The organism is Microvirga sp. 2YAF29, from assembly GCF_052114605.1.
Taxonomy (GTDB): Bacteria; Pseudomonadota; Alphaproteobacteria; order Rhizobiales; family Beijerinckiaceae; genus Microvirga.
In genome coordinates, this window is record NZ_JBFRFB010000004.1 from 193,762 (window position 1) to 218,109 (window position 24,348).

Genomic DNA, 24,348 nt, shown 5'->3' on the forward strand with positions numbered 1-24,348 from the left:
TCCCGGACTTTTGAGCGTCTATCGCCGCCCGAACAATCGCTCGATATCGGTGAGCTTCAATTCCACGTAAGTGGGCCGTCCATGATTGCACTGGCCCGACAAAGGCGTTGCTTCCATCTCGCGCAAAAGCGCGTTCATCTCTTCCGGCCGCATGCGGCGGCCCGCGCGGATGGAGCCGTGGCAGGACATGCGCGAGAGCACCGCATCGAGACGTTCCCCCAACGGGTTCGATGCGCCCTGCCCCCATTCGGCAAGCGCGTCGGCCACGTCCTGCACCAGCTCCTTGATACTCCCACCGGCCAGCGCCGAGGGCACCTCGCGCACGAGCAGCGCGCCATGACCGAATGGCTCTACGGCAAGACCGAGGCTTTCCAGCATGGCGGCTTCCGCAAGCACGCGGTCCGCATCCACGGGATCGAGATCGACGACCTCGGGGATCAGCAGCAATTGGCGCGCGATGCCCGACGATGCGCGCTCGCGTTTCAGGCGCTCATAGACGAGGCGTTCGTGCGCGGCATGCTGATCGACGATGACGATGCCGTCCTGCGTCTGCGCGACGATATAGGTGCCGTGCACCTGCGCACGGGCTGCGCCCAAGGGTGATGCTTCCGTCTCGGGCTCGATCTCGGCCAATGTGGCGCGGCTGTCGGCGGAGGGCATGGCGAGATCGGGCAGGCTCGCCTGCGCTTCCGCCAGTCCACTGGGCGGCGCATAGGATGACGCAGGCTGATCGAGCGGGGCCTGCCAGTTCGCAAAAGCACTCGACGGGCGAATGATGGACGGACGGTGTTGTCCATAAGAGCCGCGCATCAGCGGCGCGCCTTGAGGACGCAAGCTCTCCAGCGTACGCGTACCGCCTGTCGACGACGCGCGCATGCCGTAGCGCGTGATCGCCTCCTTGATCGCGGCCACAACGAAGCCACGCACGAAAGCGGGATCGCGGAAGCGCACTTCCGTTTTCGCCGGATGCACGTTCACATCCACGGAGCGCGGATCGATCTCGATCATCAGCGCCAGCACCGGATGACGGTCGGAAGCCATCACATCCGCGTAGGCGCCGCGCACCGCGCCGAGCAGCAGCTTGTCGCGCACCGGACGCCCATTGACCACGAAGTGGACCGCGGTGGAGGTGCCGCGATGATAGGTCGGCAGGCTCGCGAAACCCGACAGACGCACGCCTTCGCGCTCGACGCCGATGGACATGGCGTTGTCGTTGAACTCATGCCCAAGCACGCGCGACAGGCGGCGCAGGAAGCCATGCTCGCCGGGTTCCTCCGGCGGATAAGTAAAGGCGGTGATGTGCTCGCCCGACAGGGTGAAGCGCACGGTAGGATGCGCGATGGCGAGACGCTTGACGATCTCGGCAACTGCCTGCGCCTCGGAGCGGTCGCTCTTCAAAAACTTCAGGCGCGCGGGAGTGGCAGCAAACAGATCCGTCACCTCAACGCGAGTGCCCTTGGGCGCGGAGGCAGGCTTTACGGGATGCTTCACGCCCGCTTCCACCACGATCATGGAGCCGGTCTCGGCATCCGCATTGCGGGTGGTGATGGCGAGCCGCGCCACCGCGCCAATGGAGGGCAAGGCCTCGCCGCGAAAACCCAGCGTGTTGATGGAGAACAGGTCGCCATCCGGGATCTTGGAGGTGGCGTGGCGCTCGACCGCAAGCTCCAGATCGTCCGGGCTCATGCCCTGCCCGTCATCAACGATGCGGATCAGCCTGCGGCCGCCCGCCTCCACGGTGATGTCGATGGATGTCGCGCCCGCATCGACCGCGTTCTCCACGAGCTCCTTCACGGCCGCCGCCGGACGCTCGACAACCTCGCCCGCAGCGATGCGGTCGACGAGGATGGGATCGAGGCGGCGGACGAACATGGGTGCTTCGCGTTGAAAGGATTCGGGAACAGGGAAGATAGGGTTTCAAGCGCCCGGATGCCAGCCGGGGCGACGTTATTCCCCTGCCCGTTTGGGGGTATTCCTTGAGCAGCAGCTGCGAAATCGTCAGACAAGAATGACACTGGAACTCTCCTCCCCCTTGTGGGGAGGAGTTGGAGGTGGGGGTGGCGGCGATAACCTCTAAAGGTCCGGCGCCAACACCCCCACCCTAGCCCTCCCCACAAGGGGGAGGGAAACCTGCGCCTCATCCTGCCCGCGATCCCGGATCGGCTCTGCCGTCCGGGATGACACCTTGATTTACCCCTGCGCCAGATATTCCTTCGCCAGGATCTTGCCCTCTTCCACGGCGGGCTGATCGAACGGATCGACGCCGAGCGCGTAGCCGGCGAGGATCGTTTCCAGCATGAAATGCATGAGGAGTTCGCCCACCGCGCGCTCATCGAGCTTCTCAACGTGGATGCGCCTTGTCGGGCGGCCGTTCTTGGCGAGGGTATCGGCGGTGGCGCGGCCTTGGGCTGCCACGAGATCACCGATGCGCTTGCCGCCGAAGCCGGGCTCCCCGGCGCGCTTGGCGAGCTTTTCGTCCATGATCGGCCCTTGCCCCGCCACCCCGGTGGTCATGACCGTGAAGAGCTTGTCGTTGGGGCCCGCTAGATAGAGTTGGAGTTGGCTGTGCTGATCCACGGGACCGATGGCGGCGACCGGCTGGGTGCCGTTGCCGTTCTTGCCCACGCTCTCGGCCCAGAGCTGCACCCACCAACGGGTGAAACGCTCCAGCCGGTCCGCATAGGCCATGGTGACGGAGATGCCCTTGCCGTCCTTCGCCATCGCCACATTGAGCGCGGCGCCGACGGCGGCGGGCGCATCCTTGGCGGCTTTTCCGGAGCGGAAAGGTTCATAAGCATCCGCTGCGCCCTGGCGGATGGCGGCGATGTCGAGGCCGAGAACGGCGGCGGGCAGAAGGCCCACATTGGTCAGCACCGAATAGCGCCCGCCGATACCGGTGTGATGCTCCAGGAAGCGCACGCCCTCGGGCTCCAGAAGATCGCGCAGAGCGTTCCTGCCGCCCGGCTTGCGGGGCTCGGAGAGGCCCAGGAAAACGTCCTTCGGCTGCGCGCGCATGCCGGCCTTTTCCAAGGCCGAGAGCACTGCGATGGTCTGCATCAAGGTTTCGCCCGTTCCGCCCGATTTCGAGATCGACACGAAGCGCGTCGAGGAGAGTGGCAGCTTGTGCAGGATATGGTCGAAGGTGATGGGGTCGAGATTGTCGAGGAAATGGACGCGCGGGCTTTCCGTGAAACGTCCAGCGCCGGGTACCGCGTAATCCCGTAATTGCGCGAGCGTCTGGCCGCCGAGGCTCGAACCGCCCGTGCCGAGGAACACCACATCCGTCGCATCACGCCGAAGCCAGGCGGCTGCTTCCTTCACGGCCTCCAGGTCGTCCGTCATGCGCGGCATGTGCAGCAAGGGCAGACGACCCGACGAATCGTCCTCCGCCAGCCGCGACATGGCTTTGGCGACCGAGTCCAGGGCTGAATCGTAAGCCGCCTGTTGCAGGCCGCCCTCGCCGATTGCGGTTTCGAATGCCAGGTCGATCGATTGCTGCAGGGCCATGCGGATACTCCGACTCTTTCTTAAAGAAGCGGAACTTTAGGGCAGAGATGGGGTGGCGGCTAGGGGCGGCCTAAAAGTGTTGTGCTCTCCGGCGCAGATACGAAAAAGGGGGCCGTGGGCCCCCTTTGCTATTCGATGCTGGATCACAACCCCGTCGGCCGTCCGGCGATCACGGTAAGCATCTTTCCATCACCGATGATACGCTCCGCGGCGCCTCGAATGTCGGCTTGCGTCACGCCGCCCACAAGCGCGTTGCGGCGGGCGATGTAGTCGATGCCGAGGCCTTCGAAGGCGATCTGCGACAGGGTGTGTGCGATCTTCGTGGAAGTGTCGAAACCCAACGCATAGGACCCGATGAGATAGTCCTTGGCCTTCTGCAACTCTTCGTCGGAAGGCCCCTCTTCCTTGAGGCGCGCCATCTCGCCGGCGATCACGTCGAGGCATTCCACGACTCGCTCGTTCTTGGTGGCCGTATAGCCCCAGGTCATGGCGGCTGCGCGGTAGCTTACGAGGGAGGTGCCGACACTGTAGGCGAGGCCGCGCTTCTCGCGCACTTCCTGGAAGAGACGCGAGGTGAAGGCACCACCACCGAGGATGTGGTTGAGCACATAGGCCGGAATGAAGCCGGGCTCCTTCCATGCAATGCCGTGCGTGCCGAAGCGGATCACCGATTGCGGCACGTCGAGATCGACGACGATGCGCGAGCCGACCTTCTGCAAGGTCGCGTGCTCGATGACCGAAAGCGGCTTTGCCTCCGGCAGCGCGCCGAACACCTTGTCGAGGAGCACGGAAAGATTGTCGGCACCAATGGCACCGACGACCGCGATCTTGACGCGGCCACGCGCGATCATGGCGCGGTGCATGGCGATGAGATCGTCGCGTGTGATCGCCGCCACGCTCTCCGGCGTGCCCGAGGTCGGGCGTCCGTAGGGGTGACCGGCGAAGCCTTCTTCGAAGAAGCGGCGGGTCGCCATGACGCCGGGATCGTTCTGCTGGTACTTGAGGCCCGCGATGGTCTGAGCGCGCACGCGCTCGATGGAATCCTGATCGAAGCGCGGCTCGACGAGCGCGAGGCGCAGTAGCTCGAAGGCCTCGTCCGCATGCTTGACCAGCGTCTTCAGCGAACCGCCGATGGCGTCGTTGCCCGCATTGAACGAGAGCTCGATGGCACGCGCAGCAAGGCGCTCCTGAAAGGCATCGGAATCGTATTCGCCCGCGCCCTCGTCGAGCAGACGCGCGAGCATCTGCGCGACGCCCGGCTTGTCGTGCGTATCATGAGCGGAGCCGCCCTCGAAGATGAAGGAGACCGCAATCAGCGGCACCACATCGGATTCAACATGCCAGACCTCGACGCCGCCAGCAGACGTGAGAGCCTTCACATTGGTCGGAGACGAGGACAGGGTTTGGACGGAAGCAGTCATCATTTCCTCAGTTCTTACGCGGCCGACTTCTGGAGATAGCCCGTCACGGAACGGCGGGCGACCAGATAGCGCTCAGCGGCAGAGGCAAGGTCCTCCTTGAGGACGGTTTCGATTTCCACCGGCCAGCGGCGCACTTCCTCGATGGTCTCGCCGATGGCGAGCGCAGAGCCGTAGATGCGGGCGAGCGAGGATTGGCTGTCGGTGGAATAGATCGTCTCGGCGACGAGGCGCGTCTTGGCGCGCTCGATGGCGTCGGAATCCAGCGCCTCGTCGGCGATGGTCTTGAGCACCTGATCCACCGCTTCTTCGAGCGCGTGAAGCGAGACGCCTTCCGCGGGAACCGCATAGACGCAGAAGCGTGTGTCTTCCATGGCGGAGGACATGTACCAGGCACCCGCATTCACGGCGATTCCGCGCTCCATCACGAGCTTGCGGTAGAGATAGGATGTCGGACCGCCGCCGATGACTTCGGCGAGAAGCTCGAGCGCATAGCAGTCGCGCTGCGTGGCCGTGCGGCAGGATGGAACGAGGTAGAGCCGCTGCAGGGTCGGCTGCTCGACCTTCGGATCGGCCACCGTGATGTGACGCGCGGCGACAGGCTCCGGCTCGCGCGGGCGCACACGGACCGGCCGCTTGCCCTGCGGGGTGATGCGGCCATAGGTGCTGTCAGCCAGGCGGCGCACTTCGTCTTCCGTCACATCGCCGGCCACGACGAGAATGCCGTTCTCCGGTGTGTAGAAACGCTTGTAGTAATCGAGCGCGTGCTCACGGTTCAGCGTCTCGATCTCGTGCATCCAGCCGATGATCGGGATGCCATAGGGATGATGCACGAAGAGCGATGCGGCCATAGCTTCGGACAACTGCGCCGAAGGATCAGTCTCGACACGCATGCGGCGCTCTTCCAGCACAACGTCACGCTCGGGCGCGATCACCGCCTCTTCCAGCAGAAGATTGGTCATGCGGTCCGCTTCGAACTCCATCATGACCTTCAGATTCTCGCGCGCGACACGCTGAAAATAGGCCGTGTAGTCGAAGGAGGTGAAGGCGTTCTCCTGGCCGCCGAGGCCGGAGACGATTTTCGAGAACTCGCCAGCGGGGTGCTTCTCGGTGCCCTTGAACATCAGGTGTTCGAGGAAATGCGCGATGCCGGACTGGCCGAGCGGATCATCCGCCGAGCCGTTACGGTACCACATCATATGCGTGGCGACAGGGGCGCGGTGATCGGGAATCACTACCACGTCGAGACCATTGTCGAGAGTGAAGGAGGACAGATTGGGACCACTGCCTTCCGTTCGCCCGAAGGAGGACGAGTCGGTTCGAAGAAGGGGCTTAGAGGCAGTATCCATGACTTTTACCTTGGCAACATCGAAACAGATGTAGGACTTCTCCTACCGGAATAGTCCAATCGGGCGGGCACGCAAGCGAGGCAGGACACCTTTAATGGTGCGACTTGGTTCGCGCCCGAAACGTGAGAGCAGGCTTCCGAAGCTTGAGGGCAGGCTTGGCTTTTCCTACCCCCAGAACGGTTTCAGGCGAATCGGGGGGGCCCGTTCGCCTGAAAGGAAAGCAAATTGCAGCGGATATTTACCTTTTCTGCTGCTGGCGGATGAAGGCCGCCGGGCTGTCGGGATCTCCATCCGGCACCGGCTCGCGCGTGGCGCGTGGCAGCGGTCCGCCGCCGGCGGACTTCAGAAGACCGCTCGGAGGATCGCTGAGATAGCGGCGCTCGAGGCCGTCGCCTTGAAGCTCAGCCTGCTTGTCCGTCGCGTAGGAGCGCAGCTCATCCGGGGTCATGCGGCTGTTTTCTGCCTGTCCGCCGACCAGACCGGGAGTTGTGACGCGGTTGTTCGGGTTGCGGCCCGCGCGCATCTCATCGATGGAGAGGGGCTTGCCCTCGGTGTTCTTGTAGAACTCGGAGCTCGTATAGGGCGTCTTGGCCTCGATGGCGGCCTTGCGGCGGGCCGCAACGTCCGGATCCTTGGGCCAATCGGCGTTACGGGCTTCGGCGCCGCCACCAGGAGCAGGCGGACGCAGGTCCATCTTGGGCGGCAGAACGAGCGGAGCGCGCTCATTGTAGATGATCGGCTCTTTTTCCTTGGGAATGATGCCGATGCTGCCGAGCAGGCTTTTCACGACCTCGCCTTCCTGCGCCGAAGCGGACGAGGCGGCGAACATCAGCGCCAAGGTTCCCGCAAGAACCAAGCCTCCCGCGCGGCAAAGTACTGTCATTCCCTTCATGGCACACCCACCATTGTTTCTCATTGTGGCTGGAACGCCTGATCGCTCAATGGGGCGAACATATGGCGGAGGACCAGCGATATACTGGATTATCGTGCCCGCCTGCCTTCCAGCACGAAGGAGTCATAGAGCAAACCGACCACCCCCGCAACGATGGCGGCATCGGCCACATTGAACACGTACCAATCCCAGGTTCCGATGTGGAGCTGGATGAAATCGAACACGGCTCCGTAACGTAAGCGGTCGATCACGTTGCCGATGGCCCCGCCCACGATCAGCCCCAGCGACACCGCCAGAAGCTTGGCCGAGGTCCGCCTGATCCAGAAGGACAGGCCGATGGCCGCGATGATCGAGACGATGATCAGCACCCAGCGCCCCAGATCGCCATCCTGCTGGAATAGCCCGTAGGAGATGCCCCGGTTCCACACCACGATCAGGTTGACGAAGGGGTTGAGCTCCACCGGCTCCTTCATCGGCAGATCGTAGACGAAGAGCGTGTAGAGCTTCGTCGCCTGATCGAGCACAAGGATGATCAAGGCCACCGCGAAGCCCAGGATCGAGGCCAACGACCAGCCATTGCCGCGAGCCGTTTTGGAGGAGCGCGAACGCCCTCCCCCTTTCGCGGATGGGGCGCGCGCAGCGCGGGTGCGCTGCGGGTTTGCCTCGGGAGCGGTCGCGCCGGTGATCGACGCCTCGGAACCGTCGCTCTTCATCATTCCGCCGCCGCCTTCAACTGATCCCATTCGCGAAGTGCTGCCGCATCGCGCGGCGTCACATCCGGATAATCCGGATCGCTGCCGATATCCGTCGTGACCTTCCACGAACGGGCGCATTTGCGGCCCTGCGCCAGCGCGGAAACGACGGCGACACCCTTCACGTCTTCGAGACGGAAGGCATCCACCGGACCCTCGTTCTGCTGCACCTGGATGGCCGAGGTGATGCAGATCTCGGCGAGGTCGAGACCCTGCACCGCCTGGAACAGGCTCTCATCCGCGATATGCACGATGGGAGCAGCCTCAAGGCTTGCACCGATGCGCTTCTGCGCGCGCTCGATCTCCAGCGCGCCGGTCACGACGCGACGCACCCGGCGCACCTTCGCCCAACGCTCGGCGAGCGCATCGTTGCGCCACTCTGCAGGCACCTTGGGGAAGGTTTCGAGATGCACCGATTCCGCATTCGGATAGCGCTCGAGCCACGCCTCTTCCGCCGTGAAGGCGAGGATCGGCGCGATCCATGTGGCCACGCAGCGGAAGGTCTGGTCGATCACGGTCAGCGCGCTCTTGCGGGCGGTGCTGGAGATCGGATCACAATACAGCGTGTCCTTGCGGATGTCGAAATAGAACGCCGACAGGTCCGTGGTCATGAACGAGTTAAGCAGGGCAACCACGCGCTTGTAATCGTAGGTGCTGTAGGCTTCGCGCATCTCGCCGTCGAGTTCGACGAGGCGATGCAGCACGAAGCGCTCCAGCTCCGGCATCGCGCTGACTTCGACCTTGTCCGAGTCACGGAAATGGCCGAGCGAACCCAGCATCCAGCGGATCGTGTTGCGCAGCTTGCGATAGGTTTCGGCCGTCGTCTTGATGATCTCGGGGCCGATGCGCTGATCGTCCCAGTAATCGACGGAGGCCGTCCACAGACGCAGGATGTCCGCGCCGTAATCCTTGATGATTGTTTGCGGCGCGACCGTGTTGCCGAGCGACTTCGACATCTTGCGGCCCTGCTCGTCGAGCGTAAAACCGTGCGTGACGACGACGTCGTAGGGTGCGCGTCCGCGCGTGCCGCAGCTTTCCAGCAGCGACGAGTGGAACCAGCCGCGATGCTGGTCCGAGCCTTCCAGGTACATGACCTGATCGGGTCCGCCATCGACCTTGCGCTTCACCTGCAGATCGGGGCGCTTTTCGAGCGCGAAGGCGTGGGTGCAGCCTGAATCGAACCACACGTCGAGAATGTCGTTCACCTTCTCGAAATCGTTGAGATCGTAGCCACCCGCCTTGAGGAAGCGTGAGCCGTCACCGGCATACCACGCATCCGCGCCTTCCTTCTCGAAGGCATCGGCGATGGCCTCGTTGACGCGTTCGTCCTTGAGGATCTCGTTGGTGCCCTTCTTCACGAAGACGGCAATCGGCACGCCCCAGGCGCGCTGACGCGACACCACCCAATCAGGACGGTTCGCGATCATGCCGTTGATGCGGTTCTCGCCCGATTCCGGCACCCACTCGGTTTTCTCGATGGCATTGAGCGCGCGCTGACGCAGCGTGTCGCCCTTGCCGTCGAGCGGCTTGTCCATCGAGATGAACCATTGCGGCGTATTGCGGAAGATCAGCGGCCCTTTCGAGCGCCAGGAATGCGGGTACTGGTGCTTGAGGCGGCCACGCGCGATCAGCGCGCCGACTTCAATAAGCTTCTTGATGACCGCCTCATTAGCGCCTGCGTCCTTGCCCTTGTCGTCATAAATGCGCTCGCCCGCGAAGAACGGCACATCGGGGAAGTAGGACGAGTCGGGAGACACCGTGTGCGGAACCTCTTTCGTGCCGCAGGCGGCGAATACGTCGCGGTGCTTGATATACGTGTTGTAGTCGTCCGCGCCATGGCCCGGTGCCGTGTGCACGAAGCCCGTGCCGGCATCGGCGGTCACGTAATCGGCGGGCAGCATCGGCACCGCGAAATCCCAATAGCCGTTCGCACCGGCAAGGCCGCGGAACGGATGCGCGCAGCGCTCGATCATCACGGGCAGCACGTCCTTCACGCGCTCGTAACCGGCAACGCGCGCGGCGGCGAACACGTCGGCTGCGAGCTTGTCGGCCAGCACGAGTCGGTCACCCACCTTCGCCCAGTTGTCGTCTGCCGCTTCCGTGACCTTGAAGAGGCCGTAGGAGATGTCGGAGCCGAAGGCGATGGCGCGGTTGGCCGGAATCGTCCAAGGAGTCGTCGTCCAGATCACCACCGACGCGCCGTCGAGATCGCCGTCGAGGGTGTTTGTGATCTTGAACTTCACCCAGATCGTGTGGGAGGTTTTCTCGTGATACTCGACCTCGGCTTCAGCGAGCGCGGTCTTCTCGACGGAGGACCACATCACCGGCTTCGAGCCGCGATAGAGCTGGTCGCTCGTCGCGAACTTGATGATCTCGCGGGCGATCTGCGCTTCCGCATCATACGACATGGTCAGATACGGGTTCGACCAGTCGCCGCCGACGCCAAGGCGCTTGAACTCCTCGCGCTGCACGTCGATCCACTTCTCGGCGAAGGCGCGGCACTCGCGGCGGAACTCGACGATCGGAACCTCGTCCTTGTTCTTGCCCTTGGCGCGATACTCCTCCTCGATCTTCCACTCGATGGGAAGGCCGTGGCAGTCCCAGCCCGGCACGTAGTTGGAATCGAAGCCGAGCATACCCTGCGAACGGACGATGAGGTCCTTCAGGATCTTGTTGAGGGCGTGGCCGATATGGATGTTGCCGTTGGCATAGGGAGGGCCGTCGTGCAGCACGAAACGGTCACGGCCCTTCTGCACCTCGCGCAGGCGTTCATAGAGCTTCATCTCGTTCCAGCGCTGCAGGAATTGCGGCTCGCGCTGAGGCAGGCCCGCCCGCATGGGGAACTCGGTCTGCGGCAGGAACAAGGTTTCGGAATAGTCGCGAGCGGTGCTCTCAGGTCTATCGGTCATGACGGTCAATCGGTCTATCTGGCCCGCCGCTTGGCGGGGCGCATCAGGCTTCGTTCAGGGCAAAACGGCTGCAATCCCGGACCCTCGCAGGCTATGCGAAAGCCGGGCCGATAATTCGCAATCCGCCTATGCGGGCGGACGCTTGAGCCTGAAAATCCATGGACATGGGAGCCTTTTAGCAGCGCCGCCACGGATAATAAAGCGTGGTGATTTCGCCCCACGCCCCTTATTTAAGGGGCCGGAACCACAGACAGATAGGATTGACCCATGGCAGACATGACCACCACGGCAGGCAAGCGCTCCCAGGCCGGGTTCGATCTCACTCCCCCGTCGCCCGAGCTGTTCCGCGCCCTCGTGGACAACCTCGACGACGAGGAGCGGCGCGTCCTGCTGGAGCACGGAACCGAGCGCCCCTTCTGCGGCATCTTCAACGAAGCCAAGGAGAAAGGCACCTATTGCTGCCGTCTCTGCGGGCTGCCCCTGTTCAGCGCGGGCACCAAGTTCGAATCCGGCACCGGCTGGCCAAGCTTCTTCAACCCCATCGACCGCGACCACGTCGCCTTCGTGCGGGATGCGAGCTACGGCATGGTCCGCACCGAGATCCGCTGCGCCCGCTGCGAAGGCCATCTCGGCCACGTGTTCCCGGACGGCCCTCCCCCGACCGGCGAGCGCTACTGCATGAATTCGGTCTCCATGCGCTTCGTCGCGGAAGGCGATCCGCTACCGGACGAGTTGGGACGCGGCGCGCCCGAAGGTGAAGTGGTGGGTTGAAGCGCCATGGAAGCCGGTGGACAAAAGGCTTCTCCCATCGATGCGGCGGGCTTCTATGCCCGCCTGCCCCTCTATGACCGGTTCTCCCAACTCTCGGACCCCGCTGTCTACACGCCCGTACCGGATGACTGGGTGCTGGGCCTCAGCGACATCGTGCGGTCGACCGATGCCATCCAGGCCGGGCGCTACAAGGAAGTGAACACGGCTGCCGCCTCAGTGATCGCGACCTTATCCAACAAGCTCGGATCGAGCGACTTTCCCTTCGTGTTCGGCGGTGACGGCGCGAGCTTCGCGCTTCCGGCCTCGAAAGCTGACATGGCCCGCGAGGCGCTTGCCGCCGTTGCGGCCTGGGTGCGAGATGCATTCGGGCTCGAACTGCGCATCGCGCTCGTTCCCGTTTCCGAGGTCAGAGCCAAGGGCCATGACGTGCGCATCGCCCGCTTCGCGGTATCGCCCGACGTGACCTATGCCATGTTCGCGGGAGGCGGGCTGGCCCATGCGGAACGGCGCATGAAGGAAGGCGAATACGCCATTCCGCCCGCCGCGCCCGGCACCATGCCGGATCTCTCAGGGTTGTCCTGCCAATTCGACACGATCATTCCCGAGCGCGGGGTCATCCTGTCCATGATCGTCCTGCCCGGCGCAGGCGCGGAGCCCACCGCCTTTCACGCGCTCATCGGCAAGGTGCTGGCGCTGACCGAGGACAGGCAGGAATCCGGGCGGCCGCTCCCCGAGCGCGGTCCAAGCCTAACTTCACCGTTCAACGGGTTAGAGATCGAAGCCAAGGCGATGGGCGGCAGCGGGAAGCAACCTTTCGCCTATCTTCGCCTCATCGTTTATCGATTAATGTCCTTCGTCATCCTCGGCCTCGGCCTGCCCGTCGGCGGCTTCAATCCAGCTAAGTACCGACACCAACTCGTGGAAAACACCGATTTCCGCAAATTCGACGACGGCCTGCACATGACACTCGATTGCACCCTCGCCCTCGCCGACCGCCTGGAGGCGCTGCTGAGCGATGCCGACAAAGAGGGAACGGCCCGCTATGGATTGCACCGCCAGGACGCCGCCCTCATGACCTGCTTCGTGCCCTCGCCGACACGCGCCGACCACATCCATTTCGTTGATGGGGCTATGGGTGGTTATGCGATGGCGGCGCGGGCGCTGAAACCTGTGGGTTGAGGCTTTAAATTTACCCGATCATTGAAGGCGTGCGGTCTTCCGCCAGCATGCGCTTCGCTTCCACCGAATCCCGATCCATCTGTGCGATCAGCGCATCGATATCGTCGAACTTCTCCTCGCCCCTGATCCAGCCGACGAGTTCCACGTCGATGGTCTGGCCATAGAGATCGCCGGAAAAATCGAACAGATGCGTCTCAAGCAATGGCGCCCCGTTGTCGAAGGTCGGGCGGCGACCGAAACTGGCGACGCCATCGATCATCCTGCCGCCGACAGCGGCGCGCACCGCATAGATGCCATGGCGCAGGCGGCAATCATCGGGCAGGCGCATATTGGCGGTCGGATAACCCAGATCACGCCCGCGCTTGTCTCCGTGACGCACCTCGGAGCGGACGAACCAGCGATAACCGAGGAGACGGTTGGCGGTGTCGATGCCGCCCGTCTCCAGCGCCGCGCGGATCGCGCTCGATGAAACCGGATCGGAGCCTTCGACGATTGCCGGCGCGATATGGCATTCGAGCCCGTGCTTGATGCAAAGCTCGGCCATGCGCTCCGGATTGCCTTCGCGACCGCGTCCGAAATGGAAATCGTGGCCGATCACTACGCCGGCCACCTGCAATTCCCGCGCCAGCGATTGAACGAACTCGTCCGCCGAGAGAGCCGCCAGCGCCGCATTGAACTGCTTCACGAACACGCCCGCCAGACCAAGGCGCTTGAAGATCGCGAGCTTCACCGGCTCGGGCGTGAGCCGGAAAAGCGGTTTGTCGGGCTGGAAGAAGCTGCGCGGATGCGGCTCGAAGGTCAGGACCGTGGCGGGCCTGGACGACTTCATCGCCATGTCCAGCAGGTAGCGGTGCCCCCGGTGCACCCCGTCGAAATTGCCGATGGCGGCCATGGAGCCTTTCAGCGATTCAGGCACAGGCTCGCCATCGCGGCAGACCACGAAGCTGGGCGAGAGGGATGCTGAGGGCTTATTGAAGGACATGGCGGGTCTCTACCGCAACCGACGCCGGGGTCAAGGGAGGCTGCCTGTTCCTCACTGCGTCATCCCGGAGGGCGAAAGCCGATCCGGGATCAGGTGCAGGATATGGCACTGTCATTCCGGGGCAGCGCAGCGGAGCCCGACCCGAAGGGCTGCGCCGTAGGTGTGGAAACCCATAACCACTGAAGACGCAGGATAAAGCGGTTTGGATCGAAGCACTTTTCTTGGCATCGTCGTGTTTATGGGTTCCGGGCTCTCGCTCTTGCTCGCCCCGGAATGACAGAGGGGTGAGCTTGAAATGGCCAACGATCCCGGATCTTCGCTGCGCTTCGTCAGGGATGACCCTTGGTAGTTTCGTCTCACCAGGTCAGCGCATCCATGATCGCCGTCGGCACGACCGGTTGGCGGTCCACCCAATCCTGTACGTGATCGGACACGAGGTCCCCGTGGTGGAGGCCGAGTTCTTCCGCATGGATGCCGCGCGCGACGAGCAGGGAATCGATGCCGAACCCGACGGCGCCCGCGATGTCGGTGCGGATGGCATCGCCCACGCCGAGCACCCTCTCCTTCAGGATCGGCTTGCTGTTAATCTCAGCAGCGATGGCCAGCGCCTTGTCGTAGACAGGCGCATGCGGCTTGCCCGCGTAGAACACCTTGCCGCCCATCTCCTCGTAAGCGAGTGCGATCGCGCCCGCGCAGGGCAGGATCATGTGGCCGCGCTCGACGATGAGATCGGGATTGGCGCAGACCATGAGCAGGTCGCGGCGCAACATGGCCTCAAGGCGGGCGCGGTAATTCTCGACGGTCTCGTTCTCGTCGTCATCGAAGCCGGAGCAGACCACGTATTCCGCCTCCTCGATGGAGCCGAAGCGGGCATCGAGGCCTTTATAGATCGGCATGTCGCGCGGCGGGCCGATATGGTGCACCACCTTCTCGATCCGCTCTTGAATAGCGAGCCGCGTCAGGTCGCCGGAGGTGACGATGGCGTCGTAGGCCGTGCGGGGAACCTGGAAATGGTCGAGCTGCTTGCCGACCGACGCGCCGGGGCGCGGCGCGTTCGAGACCAAAACGACCCGCCCTCCTCCGGCACGAAACCGCGTGAGCGCATCGCCCGCGGCCTCGTAGGCCTTCACACCGTTATGCAGCACCCCCCACACATCGCAGAAGATGAGGTCGTAGCGGTCGGCAAGGGGTTGCAGGCCGTTGATGAGAGCGGGACGGTCGGAGGCTGGCATGGGGTCTCACTGGTTGCGAGACCGGCGGGTAGGCTTTTGAGGCCCGCAAGTCAACCGGTGACACTTAACCGGCGCGACGCAGCAGGGTCCCGCCTTCTTCGAAGGATGCGGGCTGCGCCTGCCCTCCCAGCACCTCCGCCTTGCCGGCGCGAGGCGCGGCGAAGACGAAGCCCTGGGCAAGCGGCACGCCGATTTCGGCGAGCGTAGGCACCATGTCCTCGCGCTCCACATGCTCGGCGATGAGCTTGATGCCCTCGCGCCGCAGGGACGAGGCGAAATCCCGCACCCCGAGTTCGGCGCTGAGATGCTGCCGCTCATCCTGCTCGGCGGCCACCAGCATCTCCGCCGGAAGCTTCACGAAACGCACGCCCATATCGGCCAGGGCTCGGGCATCGAAGCGGAGATCGCTTGCGGTATCGAGGGAGAGCGGTACGCCCTTGCCGCTCAAGGCGCCAAGGGCAGAGGCGGCATCCGCGTCGAGACTGCGCCAGCAATTCTGAGAGAGTTCGAGCACCACCTTGCCGATGATCTCGGGGGCGGCGTCGAACATGCCGGTCAGCGACCAGAGGAAGCCCGGATCGCGCACGGAATGGGCCGACAGGTTCACGCCGACGATGGCCTCGCTGCCGCGCGAGATCAGGTGGCGCGCCACCATCATGGTGCGGTTCAGGACGCGGCGGTCGAATTCCGGCGCGCGGCCCAGGCGTTCGATGATGCTCAGGAACTCGGACGGCCCGAGAAGGGTGCCGTCGGCCAGGCGCAGCCGTGCCAGCGCCTCGTAGAACCGGATCTTGCGCTGCGGGAGCGCGACGATGGGCTGGAGGGCGAGTTCGATTCCATCGGCCTCGAAAGCCTGGGTGACCAGCCGCATGCGGCGAAGGTCATTCTCCGCCGTCTTGCGGGGCGCGGGCTGCGCAGCAGGTTTGCGCTCGATGGCCGGTGCAGCCTGAGGAACCGATATGGTCTGCGGGATCGGAACAGCCTGCGCTGCGGGCGCGGTCTTGAGGCTATCCCGCAGATGGGTGACGTCACGGTTCTGAGGGGAGACGTTCTTCGCAAGCTCCCGCACGACACCGCCGAGGAGGCTCACGGTGCCGGTCACTTCCGCCATGGTGGTGCGGATTGTAGGGCTGATCACCGGGACCTGGAGCCCCTGTTCGACCCGCATCAGCCGGTCCGCAATATCGAGGCCGTTCTCCATGGCCTGCTGCGCGGCTTTCGAGGCAGCCTCGGCCTGTGCCCAGGCCACGAGCAGGCCGCCCAGGGCCGCCACGCTGACGAAGGTGAGCGCCGGCACAGCGAAAGGCGCCGGAATGGATGTCGCGGCCGTGCCGATGGCGGACACGCCAGCGAGCGCGAAGACGAACAATTTCGCCTTCATTTCTTTATCGATATGAACCCTGTGGGTTACCATGGGTGCCCCTCGCTCCCCTGGTTCCGCATGAAACGCGAATCAGTAACGTGATGATGTTGTATAGTTGCGACCTAAACGGCAACAACAACATTGCCGCAACCGGAAATTTCCTTTGTTCGCGCCGAAATCACGTCATTCTGCACAATGAAAGGACATTCGATGGAAGAGCCCCAGAAAGACCTGCTCATGCAGGTCGACGGCATGACCTGCGACGGCTGCGTGAAAGCGGTCACCAAGGCCATTCAGCGCCTCGATCCCTCGGCCACGGTCGATGTGGACCTGGAGCATGGGCGGGTGCATGTGATGACCTGCGCGCAGAGCATCGAAGTGGCCCGCGCCCTGGATGCCGCCGGTTATGAAGCCCACGCCATGACCGGCTGACGGCAGGGCTGCGCCCCATACATAGCTTCGCCCAAAGTTCTTTTTGCGGCCCGCTGAAACGGCTGATAGGTTTCTCCGGATATTTCGGTTCCGGGGATTTTCATGACCGCTCAGACGTCGCGCGCCGCCAACGATCTCAATGCACCCAACGATCTGGATGCCTGGTGGCTTCCGTTCACGGCGAACCGCTCCTTCAAGCAGCGCCCGCGCATGATCGCCCGCGCCAAGGGCATGTATTACTATACCCCTGAGGGAAAGGAAGTGATCGACGGCGCGGCGGGCCTGTGGTGCTGCAACGCTGGCCATAACCGGGACGAGATCACCGCCGCAATCAAGGCCCAGGCGGAGGAGCTCGATTACTCGCCCGCCTTCCAGTATGGCCACGCGAAGGGCTTCGCGGCTGCTTCCCGCATCGCCCAGCTCGCGCCGGGCGACCTGAACCACGTCTTCTTCTGCAACTCGGGCTCCGAGGCTGTGGACACGGCGCTGAAGGTCGCTCTCGCTTATTGGAACGTGAAGGGCCAGGGCAGCAAAACCCGCCTCATCGGCCGCGAGCGCGGCTATCACGGCGTCGGCTTCGGCGGCATCTCGGTCGGCGGCATCGTGAAGAACCGTCAGTTCTTCGGTTCCCTGCTCGTCGGCGTCGACCACCTGCCCCACACCTATAACCGCGCCGAGCAGGCGTTTTCGCGCGGCGAGCCGGAATGGGGCGCGCATCTGGCCGACGATCTCGAGCGCATCGTCGCGCTCCACGACGCTTCGACCATCGCCGCCGTGATCGTCGAGCCGATGTCCGGCTCCACCGGCGTGCTCGCGCCGCCGAAGGGTTACCTCAAGCGCCTGCGCGAGCTTTGCGACAAATACAATATCCTGCTGATCTTCGACGAGGTCATCACCGGCTTCGGCCGCCTCGGCACCGCCTTTGCCGCCGAGCGCTACGGCGTCATCCCGGACATGATCACCTTCGCCAAGGGCGTGAATTCCGGCACCGTGCCCATGGGCGGCGTGCTGGTGCGCGAGGGCATCTACGATACCTTCATGAACGGCCCCGAGCACGTGATCGAGCTGTTCCACGGCTACACCTATTCCGGCCACCCGCTCGCCTGCGCGGCGGCGCTCGCCACCCAGGACATCTACCGCGACGAAAAGCTGTTCGAGCGCGCCAAGGCCCTGGAGCCCGACTGGGCCGATGCGATCCACGGCCTAAAGGACCTGCCGAACGTGCTCGACATCCGCACCATCGGGCTTGTTGGCGCCATTGACCTCGCCTCGCGCCCCGACGCCGTCGGCAAGCGTGCCTTCGAGGCCATGGACCGCGCCTTCCAGGAATACGGCCTGATGATGCGCATCACCGGCGACACCATCGCCCTCTCCCCGCCGCTGATCATCACAGAGGAGCAGATCGGCGAGATCGTCGACAAGCTGACGAAGGTGATCAAGGCAGTCGCTTAAGGCACCTCCCACAAATGTCATCCCGGACGGCAAAAGCCGATCCGGGATCGCCAGCAGAATGAGGCATACCCCTTGTCATTCCGGGGCGAGTGATAGCGAGAGCACGGAACCCATAACCACTACCATCGAAGAAAGAGGCGAGACGGTCCTCGCTAAATTATAGAGCGTCGTGGTTATGGGTTCCGGGCTCCGCTGCGCGGCCCCGGAATGACAGAGGTAAGCGCTCGACTCGGATGAAGCTCCTGGATCGGCTCACGCCGTCCGGAATGACGAGCGGTGTAGCGAATATGGCAACAACCCTTGCCCCTCATGCCCGCAGGGTTTAGGACGCAGCACGTTTTTCTCTTTGCAACGGCTGTTGTTAAACCATGTCCAAGGCCGACAAGATCAAGGCTCGCGCCCCGCGCGGCTTTGCCGACCGCACCCCCGCCGACCTCGCCGCCACCGAGCGCATGCTGGCGGCGATCCGGGATTCCTATGAGCTCTACGGCTTCGAGGGCGTCGAGACGCCCTTCGTCGAATACACGGATTCCCTCGGCAAGTTCCTGCCCGATCAGGACCGCCCGAACGAGGGCGTATTCTCGTTCCAGGACGATGACGAGCAATGGCTATCGCTGCGCTACGACCTGACGGCGCCGCTCGCCCGCTACGTGGCCGAGAATTTCGACGCGCTGCCCAAGCCCTATCGCAGCTATCGCGCGGGCTGGGTGTTCCGTAACGAGAAACCGGGACCGGGCCGCTTCCGCCAGTTCATGCAGTTCGACGCCGACACGGTGGGCGCGGCCTCCGTCGCGGCGGATGCGGAAATCTGCATGATGGCCGCCGATACGCTCGAAAAGCTTGGGCTGAAGCGCGGCGAGTACGTGATTAAGATCAATAATCGTAAGATCTTAGACGGTATTCTGGAATCCATTGGTCTTGGAGGAGATCATAAAGCTGGTCAGCGCTTAACAGCATTGCGAGCACTCGATAAATTTGACCGGTTAGGAATTGATGGAGTTCAAGACCTCTTAATGTCTGGGCGACGAGACGAATCCGGTGATTTCACAACAGGAGCTGGCCTAGACTTCACTCAGGCTCAAATTCTTATCGGGTTTCTCCGAACAGCTAAGAATGCAACCTCGCTAAGCACCGAAAGCGGCATAGTTCTGGGTGAGCTTTCGCCTGATTTGCTCGGATCCTGGCTAAGCCCGCGTCCCGGCTCTGACATGCACGTGGTCTCGGATTCTGATTTCATGGACCCCGATATGGAGTCTATGAACTATTATATCGATAATCTTGAGCGTATAGCGGAGATTAGAGCACTCGTTGGATCAAATGAGCTAGCCAACAAAGGGCTAGATGAGATTGCCGAGATAATCTCAATTGCGGAAGCTGCTGGCTACGGCAGCAGGAGGATAGTTTTCGATACCTCCGTCGTGCGCGGCCTCGAATACTATACCGGCCCCGTTTACGAGGCCGAGCTGACCTTCCAGGTGCAGGACGAGGACGGGCGCCCCGTGCGCTTCGGCTCCGTCGGCGGCGGCGGACGCTATGACGGCCTCGTGGGCCGCTTCCGCTCCGAGCCCGTTCCGGCCACCGGCTTCTCCATCGGCGTATCGCGTCTTCTCTCGGCGCTCCAGATGATCAAGAGCCCCATCGTTTCCGGTTCCGAAAAGCCCGGCCCGGTGGTGGTGCTCGTCATGGACAAGGACCAGATCGCCGCCTACCAGGGCATGGTCTCGACGCTTCGCCGGGCGGGTATTCGCTCCGAGCTCTATCTCGGTTCGTCCGGCATGAAGGCGCAGATGAAGTACGCGGACCGGCGCCAGAGCCCCTGCGTGATCATCCAGGGCTCCAACGAGCGCGAGCGCGGCGAGGTCGAGATCAAGGATTTGATCGAGGGCGCCAAGGCGGCGGCGGCCATTTCCTCCAACGAGGAATGGAAAGCCTCCCGTCCGGCCCAGTTCTCCGTGGCGGAGGGCAAGCTCGTCGAGGCGGTGCGCGAAGTTCTGGCGCGGCATTACGGCTGATCCGACAGCGGGAACCGCTTCACTTCTCTCCGTGTTGTCTCCTAAAGCTTGACTACAGGAGACGATCATGGCGAAGGCCAAGGACAAGAAGAGCAACAAGAAAGCCACAGGCTCGAAATTGGCGAAAACCGCCAAGAAATCGGGCCTGATGGACCTGATCAATACGGATCTAGGCCGTGAAATCCTGGCGGATGCACTGATTGCAGCCGCCGGCGCGGCCGCTGCCGCCCTCACCAAGACCCGTGCCGCCAAGAGAGCGGGTTCTGCCGCAGCCAATACGGGTGCGAAAGGCGTGGACCTGACCCAGACCGCCGCAGGCGCTGTCGCCGGCGTCATGTCGGAAGCCGCCCGCCACTTCCTGCCCGCAAACCTGGTCGGTGAAGCCCGCGAAGGCCAGGACCGCGGTAAGGAAGAGCCCAAGAAGGTCAAATACGTCAACCGCTCCAGCAACCACAGCAAGCGCAAGACGACGAAGGCCAAGAGCGATACGGCTGAAAAGCGGTAAGTTCTCGATCTCCATAAACGTTATCCCCGGGCAGCGTGAGCCTAGCCGGAATCGTGCGCAGGATGTGGCGCGTGTTCCCTCCCCCTTGCGGGGAGGGTCAGGGTGGGGGTCGCAAATTCAGAGCGCTTCGCTGTGTCCAGTGAACACGTCGAGTTCTACCGGCATCCCCTCTCCCGTGTGGGAGAGGGGCAGGGGTGAGGGAATGCCATTTCCGGAGAGGGCAGAGGGCATTCCCTCACCCGCCGCGCTACCGCGCGTCGACCTCTCCCGTGTGGGAGAGGCTGGTCCTGCGCTTTACTTTGAAAGGGCTCACCCGGTCGAACCACCCCCACCCTGACCCTCCCCGCAAGGGGGAGGGAACACCGGCGCAACGTTATGTTCATTCTTTGTTCTTGACAATCCTCCTAAGCTTGGCTATGGTTGGCACAGCCTGATCCACCGAGGGGCGCGCTCGCGAGGCGTCGTGATTGTGGGATCGGGCACGGTCCTGCTGTGGGCGTCGCAAGCCCGCTGACGGGAGGCCCTCCGCTGAAAGACGCGGTGTACGCCTAAAAAAGCCGTGCGCGGGGAGCCGTCAGGTTCTCAACACAAACACACAAACGAGCCGGACGCCTCCTCGCGCCCTCCCTCGACTGAACAAACCTCGGGCGAAACACGCCGCGAGGCCATTCCCACATGTTCTTTGACAGACTAATTCCGGCCCCTCCTCTCATGTCGTCATGAGCCCTGATGGCGGGATCCTTCCGGATCGGCTTCGTCATTCTTGGCGCCCGCCGAGCCTTTGCTCCCCCTCCGTTCACCCTTCCCGTCGAAAACGGTCGCCTTCCCGGCCCGGCATTGCTAGAGAGCATGCGAACAAAGGGGAATTGGGACGCCGTGACGGAGACGGATGCCATTGTCGCGCTGATCGCGCTTTTCGAGCGCGAGGGCTATGCGCGGGTCGAGCCGCAGGTTCTGCAGCCGGCCGATGTGTTCATCGACCTGTCGGGCGAGGACATTCGGCGGCGCATGTTCGTGACGCAGGATGCCTCGGGCCAGGAGCTTTGCCTCAGGCCCGAATACACCATTCCCGTCTGCCTTCAGCATCTGAGCTCCCACGGCGCCCGGCCCTCCGGCTATTCCTATGGCGGCCCGGTCTTCCGCATGCGCCCCGGCGAGAGCGGAGAGTTCCTTCAGGCAGGCCTCGAATCCATCGGACGCAACGACGTCTCGGCGACCGATGCCGAAATCCTCGGCCTTGCCCTCGACGGTCTCGCTCAGCTCGGATATGTCGCGCCCGTCGTGAAGCTCGGCGACATAGGTCTGCTCCATGCCCTTATCGATGCGCTCGGCATCACGCCGGCCGCCAAGCGCCGCGCGCTTCGCGCCATCGTCTCGGGCCAGGGGCTTGCGAGCCTTGCCGAGCAGGATGGACCGAGCGCTCAGGAACATGCGGGGCTGCTCGCCGCTATCGAGGGCCAGGCGCCCCAAGCGGCCAAGGCCTTCGTCGAAGACATTCTCTCCATTGCAGGCATCGCGACCGTCGGCGGCCGCAGCGCGGGCGAGATCGCCGAACGTTTCCTGGCGCGCGCCGCCAACCGGACAGGCCTCACGGACGAGGCGCGGCAGGTTCTGGAACGCTACCTTTCCATCACCGGCGATCCCGATCACGCGGCCTATGCGATCCGCTCGCTCGCCCGCGAAGCGGGGCTCGATCTCGGCCCGGCCATCGGCACCTTCGAGGAGCGCACCGGCTTCATGGCGGCGCGTGGCCTCGATGTGAGCGCCTTCGCCTTCTCCGCCGCGTTCGCGCGCAATCTCGACTACTACACCGGCTTCATCTTCGAGGTTCAGGACCCGCGCCGCAGCAACAGTAAGCCCGTCGTGGGCGGCGGGCGTTATGACCGGTTGCTCGAACACCTGGGAGCCGACACCACGATCCCGGCGGTCGGGTGCTCGTTCTGGCTCGACCGTATCGTGGGAAGTCCCTGATGTCCGATTCCCCTCTCATTCTGGCGGTGCCCTCCAAGGGCCGCCTGCAGGAGAACGCAGCCGCGTTCTTCGCCCGCGCCGGCCTCGTCTTCACGCAGTCGCGCGGAGCCCGCGATTATCGCGGGACACTCAAGGGCGTACCGAACGTGGAAGTGGCCTTCCTGTCGGCCTCGGAGATCGTGAACCAGCTCGCGACCGGCATCGCGCATCTCGGCATCACCGGCGAGGACCTGGTCCGCGAGCAGATCCCGGATGCGGACGAGGCCGTGGAGCTTCTGACGCCGCTGGGCTTCGGCAACGCCAATGTGGTGGTGGCCGTGCCGCAGGCCTGGATCGATGTGCGCAACATGGCCGATCTCGACGAGGTCGCCGCCGATCTTCGCGCCCGCCACGGGCAGAAGATGCGGGTCGCTACGAAATACGTGAACCTGACGCGACGCTTCTTCGCGGAGAAGGGCATCGCCGATTACCGCATCGTGGAAAGCCTCGGCGCCACCGAAGGCGCGCCGGGTGCCGGCTCCGCCGAGCTGATCGTGGACATCACCACGACCGGCGCGACGCTTGCCGCCAATGCGCTCAAGATCCTCGACGACGGCGTGATGCTGCGCTCCGAGGCCAATCTCGTGGCCTCCACCCGCGCGCCCTGGACCGACCAGACCCGCGCTGCGGCGACCGCCGTTCTGACCCGCATCGCAGCCGAGGAAGAGGCCCGCTCGAGCCGCGAGATCCGCGCCGCCCTCGACCCGGCCAGCGCCCAGGCATTGGCCTCCGTCGTGCAAAGCTTCGGGGTAAGCCAGCCCTACGGCAATGCGCTCGGTCGCGAAATCGTGCTCCATTGCCGGGCGGGCTCGGTATTCGAAATCGTGGCCGCGCTACAGGACATCGGAGCACAGGACATTACAGTTCGAACCTTCGATTATCTCTTCCGGCCCACCAATGCCCTCACCGAGCGGCTGTTGCGGCGGACCGGTTGAAGACTCTAAACCTATTAGCCTTCATCAAAGCTTCAGCTTGCCTATGGTGAACAAGAGGCGATAGGACAATATCACCAAGACGTTGCCCTCACGGCCAACGCCTTTTATGGTTCCGGCGTTTTTTAGACGATGAAGAGGTTCCGATGAACGCGCTTCGACTTGCGACAATCCTGGCGGCTCTCGCCACCACCGTGTCCGTGGCTCACGCTCAGTCCGCCGCGACTCTTGGCCGGCCCGCCGGCCCCACCCGGCAGGTAGACCCCAAGGTTCCGCAGCCCCTGGAGCGAGACCAGATCTTCCCCCTCGGCTCGGCCTGGACGGCAGTCAGCCTGAACGGAAAGCCCTTTGGCGGCGAACGCCCGAGCTTCAAGCTCGACACCCAGCTGCGCGCCACGGGCTTTGCCGGCTGCAATACCTATTCCACCACTGCTTATCCCCTGCGGGACCAGGGCTTGGCCGTCGCTCCCTTCGCGCTGACGAAAAAGTCCTGCGACAAGGCCGCCATGGGGATCGAACAGGCCTTCCTCATGGCCCTGCGCACCGCAGGCAAATGGGACATCAAGGGCCAAACCCTGACCATCAAGAGCCAGAGCGGCGAACTGCGCTTCGAGCGCGTTCTGTAAGACACAAGCTTCTGAACGTGAAAAG

19 protein-coding genes are annotated in these 24,348 nt (G+C 63.7%); 9 read left to right on the forward strand and 10 right to left on the reverse strand.

The window, feature by feature from the left end:
* Positions 1 to 18: 18 nt before the first annotated feature.
* The 7 genes from mutL to ileS form a co-directional block, all read right to left on the reverse strand.
* Positions 19 to 1,872, reverse strand: a complete 1,854-nt coding sequence (gene mutL / locus AB4Y85_RS07280; protein WP_441984209.1) for a DNA mismatch repair endonuclease MutL — start codon at positions 1,870 to 1,872, stop codon at positions 19 to 21.
* Positions 1,873 to 2,190: 318 nt separating this feature from the next.
* Positions 2,191 to 3,507: a glucose-6-phosphate isomerase gene (locus AB4Y85_RS07285; protein WP_441984210.1), complete on the reverse strand. Its 1,317-nt coding sequence runs from the start codon at positions 3,505 to 3,507 to the stop codon at positions 2,191 to 2,193.
* A gap of 143 nt (positions 3,508 to 3,650) precedes the next feature.
* Positions 3,651 to 4,928 carry a M16 family metallopeptidase gene (locus AB4Y85_RS07290; protein ID WP_441984211.1) on the reverse strand — a complete coding sequence of 426 codons (1,278 nt, stop codon included), beginning with the start codon at positions 4,926 to 4,928 and terminating at the stop codon, positions 3,651 to 3,653.
* Between the two features lie 14 nt (positions 4,929 to 4,942).
* A complete protein-coding gene (locus AB4Y85_RS07295) occupies positions 4,943 to 6,274 on the reverse strand; it encodes a M16 family metallopeptidase (protein WP_441984212.1) in 1,332 nt (443 codons plus the stop codon).
* Between the two features lie 238 nt (positions 6,275 to 6,512).
* Positions 6,513 to 7,166, reverse strand: coding sequence for a hypothetical protein (locus tag AB4Y85_RS07300; RefSeq protein WP_441984213.1), 654 nt, complete (start codon positions 7,164 to 7,166; stop codon positions 6,513 to 6,515).
* Positions 7,167 to 7,255: 89 nt separating this feature from the next.
* Complete coding sequence (gene lspA, locus AB4Y85_RS07305) at positions 7,256 to 7,732, reverse strand: signal peptidase II (protein WP_441984337.1); 477 nt, start codon at positions 7,730 to 7,732, stop codon at positions 7,256 to 7,258.
* A 146-nt stretch (positions 7,733 to 7,878) separates the two neighbouring features.
* Positions 7,879 to 10,827 (reverse strand): isoleucine--tRNA ligase, encoded by a 2,949-nt coding sequence (gene ileS / locus AB4Y85_RS07310; protein WP_441984214.1) that lies wholly within the window; start codon positions 10,825 to 10,827, stop codon positions 7,879 to 7,881.
* 267 nt (positions 10,828 to 11,094) lie between these two features.
* Here ileS and msrB point away from each other — a divergent pair, with 267 nt between their 5' ends.
* Together msrB and AB4Y85_RS07320 are read left to right on the forward strand one after the other, a co-directional pair.
* The gene (gene msrB, locus AB4Y85_RS07315) at positions 11,095 to 11,598 is read left to right on the forward strand and encodes a peptide-methionine (R)-S-oxide reductase MsrB (RefSeq protein ID WP_441984215.1); all 504 of its coding nucleotides are present in this window, start codon (positions 11,095 to 11,097) and stop codon (positions 11,596 to 11,598) included.
* A gap of 6 nt (positions 11,599 to 11,604) precedes the next feature.
* Positions 11,605 to 12,777: a DUF3095 domain-containing protein gene (locus tag AB4Y85_RS07320; RefSeq protein ID WP_441984216.1), complete on the forward strand. Its 1,173-nt coding sequence runs from the start codon at positions 11,605 to 11,607 to the stop codon at positions 12,775 to 12,777.
* 10 nt (positions 12,778 to 12,787) lie between these two features.
* On the opposite strand, the gene AB4Y85_RS07325 is transcribed toward AB4Y85_RS07320, so the two are convergent.
* The 3 genes from AB4Y85_RS07325 to AB4Y85_RS07335 all read right to left on the reverse strand — a co-directional run bounded on the left by AB4Y85_RS07325 (position 12,788) and on the right by AB4Y85_RS07335 (position 16,372).
* Positions 12,788 to 13,759: a bifunctional riboflavin kinase/FAD synthetase gene (locus AB4Y85_RS07325; RefSeq protein WP_441984217.1), complete on the reverse strand. Its 972-nt coding sequence runs from the start codon at positions 13,757 to 13,759 to the stop codon at positions 12,788 to 12,790.
* 356 nt (positions 13,760 to 14,115) lie between these two features.
* Positions 14,116 to 14,991, reverse strand: coding sequence for a TIGR01459 family HAD-type hydrolase (locus tag AB4Y85_RS07330; RefSeq protein ID WP_441984218.1), 876 nt, complete (start codon positions 14,989 to 14,991; stop codon positions 14,116 to 14,118).
* A 64-nt stretch (positions 14,992 to 15,055) separates the two neighbouring features.
* Positions 15,056 to 16,372, reverse strand: a complete 1,317-nt coding sequence (locus AB4Y85_RS07335) for an EAL domain-containing protein (RefSeq protein ID WP_441984219.1) — start codon at positions 16,370 to 16,372, stop codon at positions 15,056 to 15,058.
* A gap of 192 nt (positions 16,373 to 16,564) precedes the next feature.
* Between AB4Y85_RS07335 and AB4Y85_RS07340 the strand changes: the two genes are divergently transcribed.
* From AB4Y85_RS07340 to AB4Y85_RS07370, 7 genes are all read left to right on the forward strand, one after another.
* The gene (locus AB4Y85_RS07340; RefSeq protein WP_441984220.1) at positions 16,565 to 16,786 is read left to right on the forward strand and encodes a heavy-metal-associated domain-containing protein; all 222 of its coding nucleotides are present in this window, start codon (positions 16,565 to 16,567) and stop codon (positions 16,784 to 16,786) included.
* A 102-nt stretch (positions 16,787 to 16,888) separates the two neighbouring features.
* The gene (locus AB4Y85_RS07345) at positions 16,889 to 18,238 is read left to right on the forward strand and encodes an aspartate aminotransferase family protein (RefSeq protein WP_441984221.1); all 1,350 of its coding nucleotides are present in this window, start codon (positions 16,889 to 16,891) and stop codon (positions 18,236 to 18,238) included.
* 368 nt (positions 18,239 to 18,606) lie between these two features.
* Positions 18,607 to 20,250, forward strand: coding sequence for a histidine--tRNA ligase (locus AB4Y85_RS07350; protein ID WP_441984222.1), 1,644 nt, complete (start codon positions 18,607 to 18,609; stop codon positions 20,248 to 20,250).
* Positions 20,251 to 20,317: 67 nt separating this feature from the next.
* A complete protein-coding gene (locus tag AB4Y85_RS07355; RefSeq protein WP_441984223.1) occupies positions 20,318 to 20,755 on the forward strand; it encodes a hypothetical protein in 438 nt (145 codons plus the stop codon).
* Between the two features lie 849 nt (positions 20,756 to 21,604).
* On the forward strand, positions 21,605 to 22,726 hold the full coding sequence (locus tag AB4Y85_RS07360; protein ID WP_441984338.1) for an ATP phosphoribosyltransferase regulatory subunit: 1,122 nt from the start codon (positions 21,605 to 21,607) through the stop codon (positions 22,724 to 22,726).
* Positions 22,726 to 23,700: an ATP phosphoribosyltransferase gene (gene hisG / locus AB4Y85_RS07365; protein WP_441984224.1), complete on the forward strand. Its 975-nt coding sequence runs from the start codon at positions 22,726 to 22,728 to the stop codon at positions 23,698 to 23,700. The genes AB4Y85_RS07360 and hisG overlap by 1 nt, the downstream gene beginning before the upstream one ends.
* 143 nt (positions 23,701 to 23,843) lie before the next feature.
* Positions 23,844 to 24,323, forward strand: coding sequence for an META domain-containing protein (locus AB4Y85_RS07370; protein WP_441984225.1), 480 nt, complete (start codon positions 23,844 to 23,846; stop codon positions 24,321 to 24,323).
* Positions 24,324 to 24,348 lie beyond the last annotated feature (25 nt).

Coding starts and splice junctions, on each gene's coding strand:
- mutL (WP_441984209.1), bottom strand. CDS start 1,872: ATGTTCGTCCGCCGCCTCGATCCCATCCTCGTCGACCGCATCGCTGCG.
- AB4Y85_RS07285 (WP_441984210.1), bottom strand. CDS start 3,507: ATGGCCCTGCAGCAATCGATCGACCTGGCATTCGAAACCGCAATCGGC.
- AB4Y85_RS07290 (WP_441984211.1), bottom strand. CDS start 4,928: ATGACTGCTTCCGTCCAAACCCTGTCCTCGTCTCCGACCAATGTGAAG.
- AB4Y85_RS07295 (WP_441984212.1), bottom strand. CDS start 6,274: ATGGATACTGCCTCTAAGCCCCTTCTTCGAACCGACTCGTCCTCCTTC.
- AB4Y85_RS07300 (WP_441984213.1), bottom strand. CDS start 7,166: ATGAAGGGAATGACAGTACTTTGCCGCGCGGGAGGCTTGGTTCTTGCG.
- ileS (WP_441984214.1), bottom strand. CDS start 10,827: ATGACCGATAGACCTGAGAGCACCGCTCGCGACTATTCCGAAACCTTG.
- msrB (WP_441984215.1), top strand. CDS start 11,095: ATGGCAGACATGACCACCACGGCAGGCAAGCGCTCCCAGGCCGGGTTC.
- AB4Y85_RS07320 (WP_441984216.1), top strand. CDS start 11,605: ATGGAAGCCGGTGGACAAAAGGCTTCTCCCATCGATGCGGCGGGCTTC.
- AB4Y85_RS07325 (WP_441984217.1), bottom strand. CDS start 13,759: ATGTCCTTCAATAAGCCCTCAGCATCCCTCTCGCCCAGCTTCGTGGTC.
- AB4Y85_RS07330 (WP_441984218.1), bottom strand. CDS start 14,991: ATGCCAGCCTCCGACCGTCCCGCTCTCATCAACGGCCTGCAACCCCTT.
- AB4Y85_RS07335 (WP_441984219.1), bottom strand. CDS start 16,372: ATGAAGGCGAAATTGTTCGTCTTCGCGCTCGCTGGCGTGTCCGCCATC.
- AB4Y85_RS07340 (WP_441984220.1), top strand. CDS start 16,565: ATGGAAGAGCCCCAGAAAGACCTGCTCATGCAGGTCGACGGCATGACC.
- AB4Y85_RS07345 (WP_441984221.1), top strand. CDS start 16,889: ATGACCGCTCAGACGTCGCGCGCCGCCAACGATCTCAATGCACCCAAC.
- AB4Y85_RS07350 (WP_441984222.1), top strand. CDS start 18,607: ATGTCCAAGGCCGACAAGATCAAGGCTCGCGCCCCGCGCGGCTTTGCC.
- AB4Y85_RS07355 (WP_441984223.1), top strand. CDS start 20,318: ATGGCGAAGGCCAAGGACAAGAAGAGCAACAAGAAAGCCACAGGCTCG.
- AB4Y85_RS07360 (WP_441984338.1), top strand. CDS start 21,605: ATGCGAACAAAGGGGAATTGGGACGCCGTGACGGAGACGGATGCCATT.
- hisG (WP_441984224.1), top strand. CDS start 22,726: ATGTCCGATTCCCCTCTCATTCTGGCGGTGCCCTCCAAGGGCCGCCTG.
- AB4Y85_RS07370 (WP_441984225.1), top strand. CDS start 23,844: ATGAACGCGCTTCGACTTGCGACAATCCTGGCGGCTCTCGCCACCACC.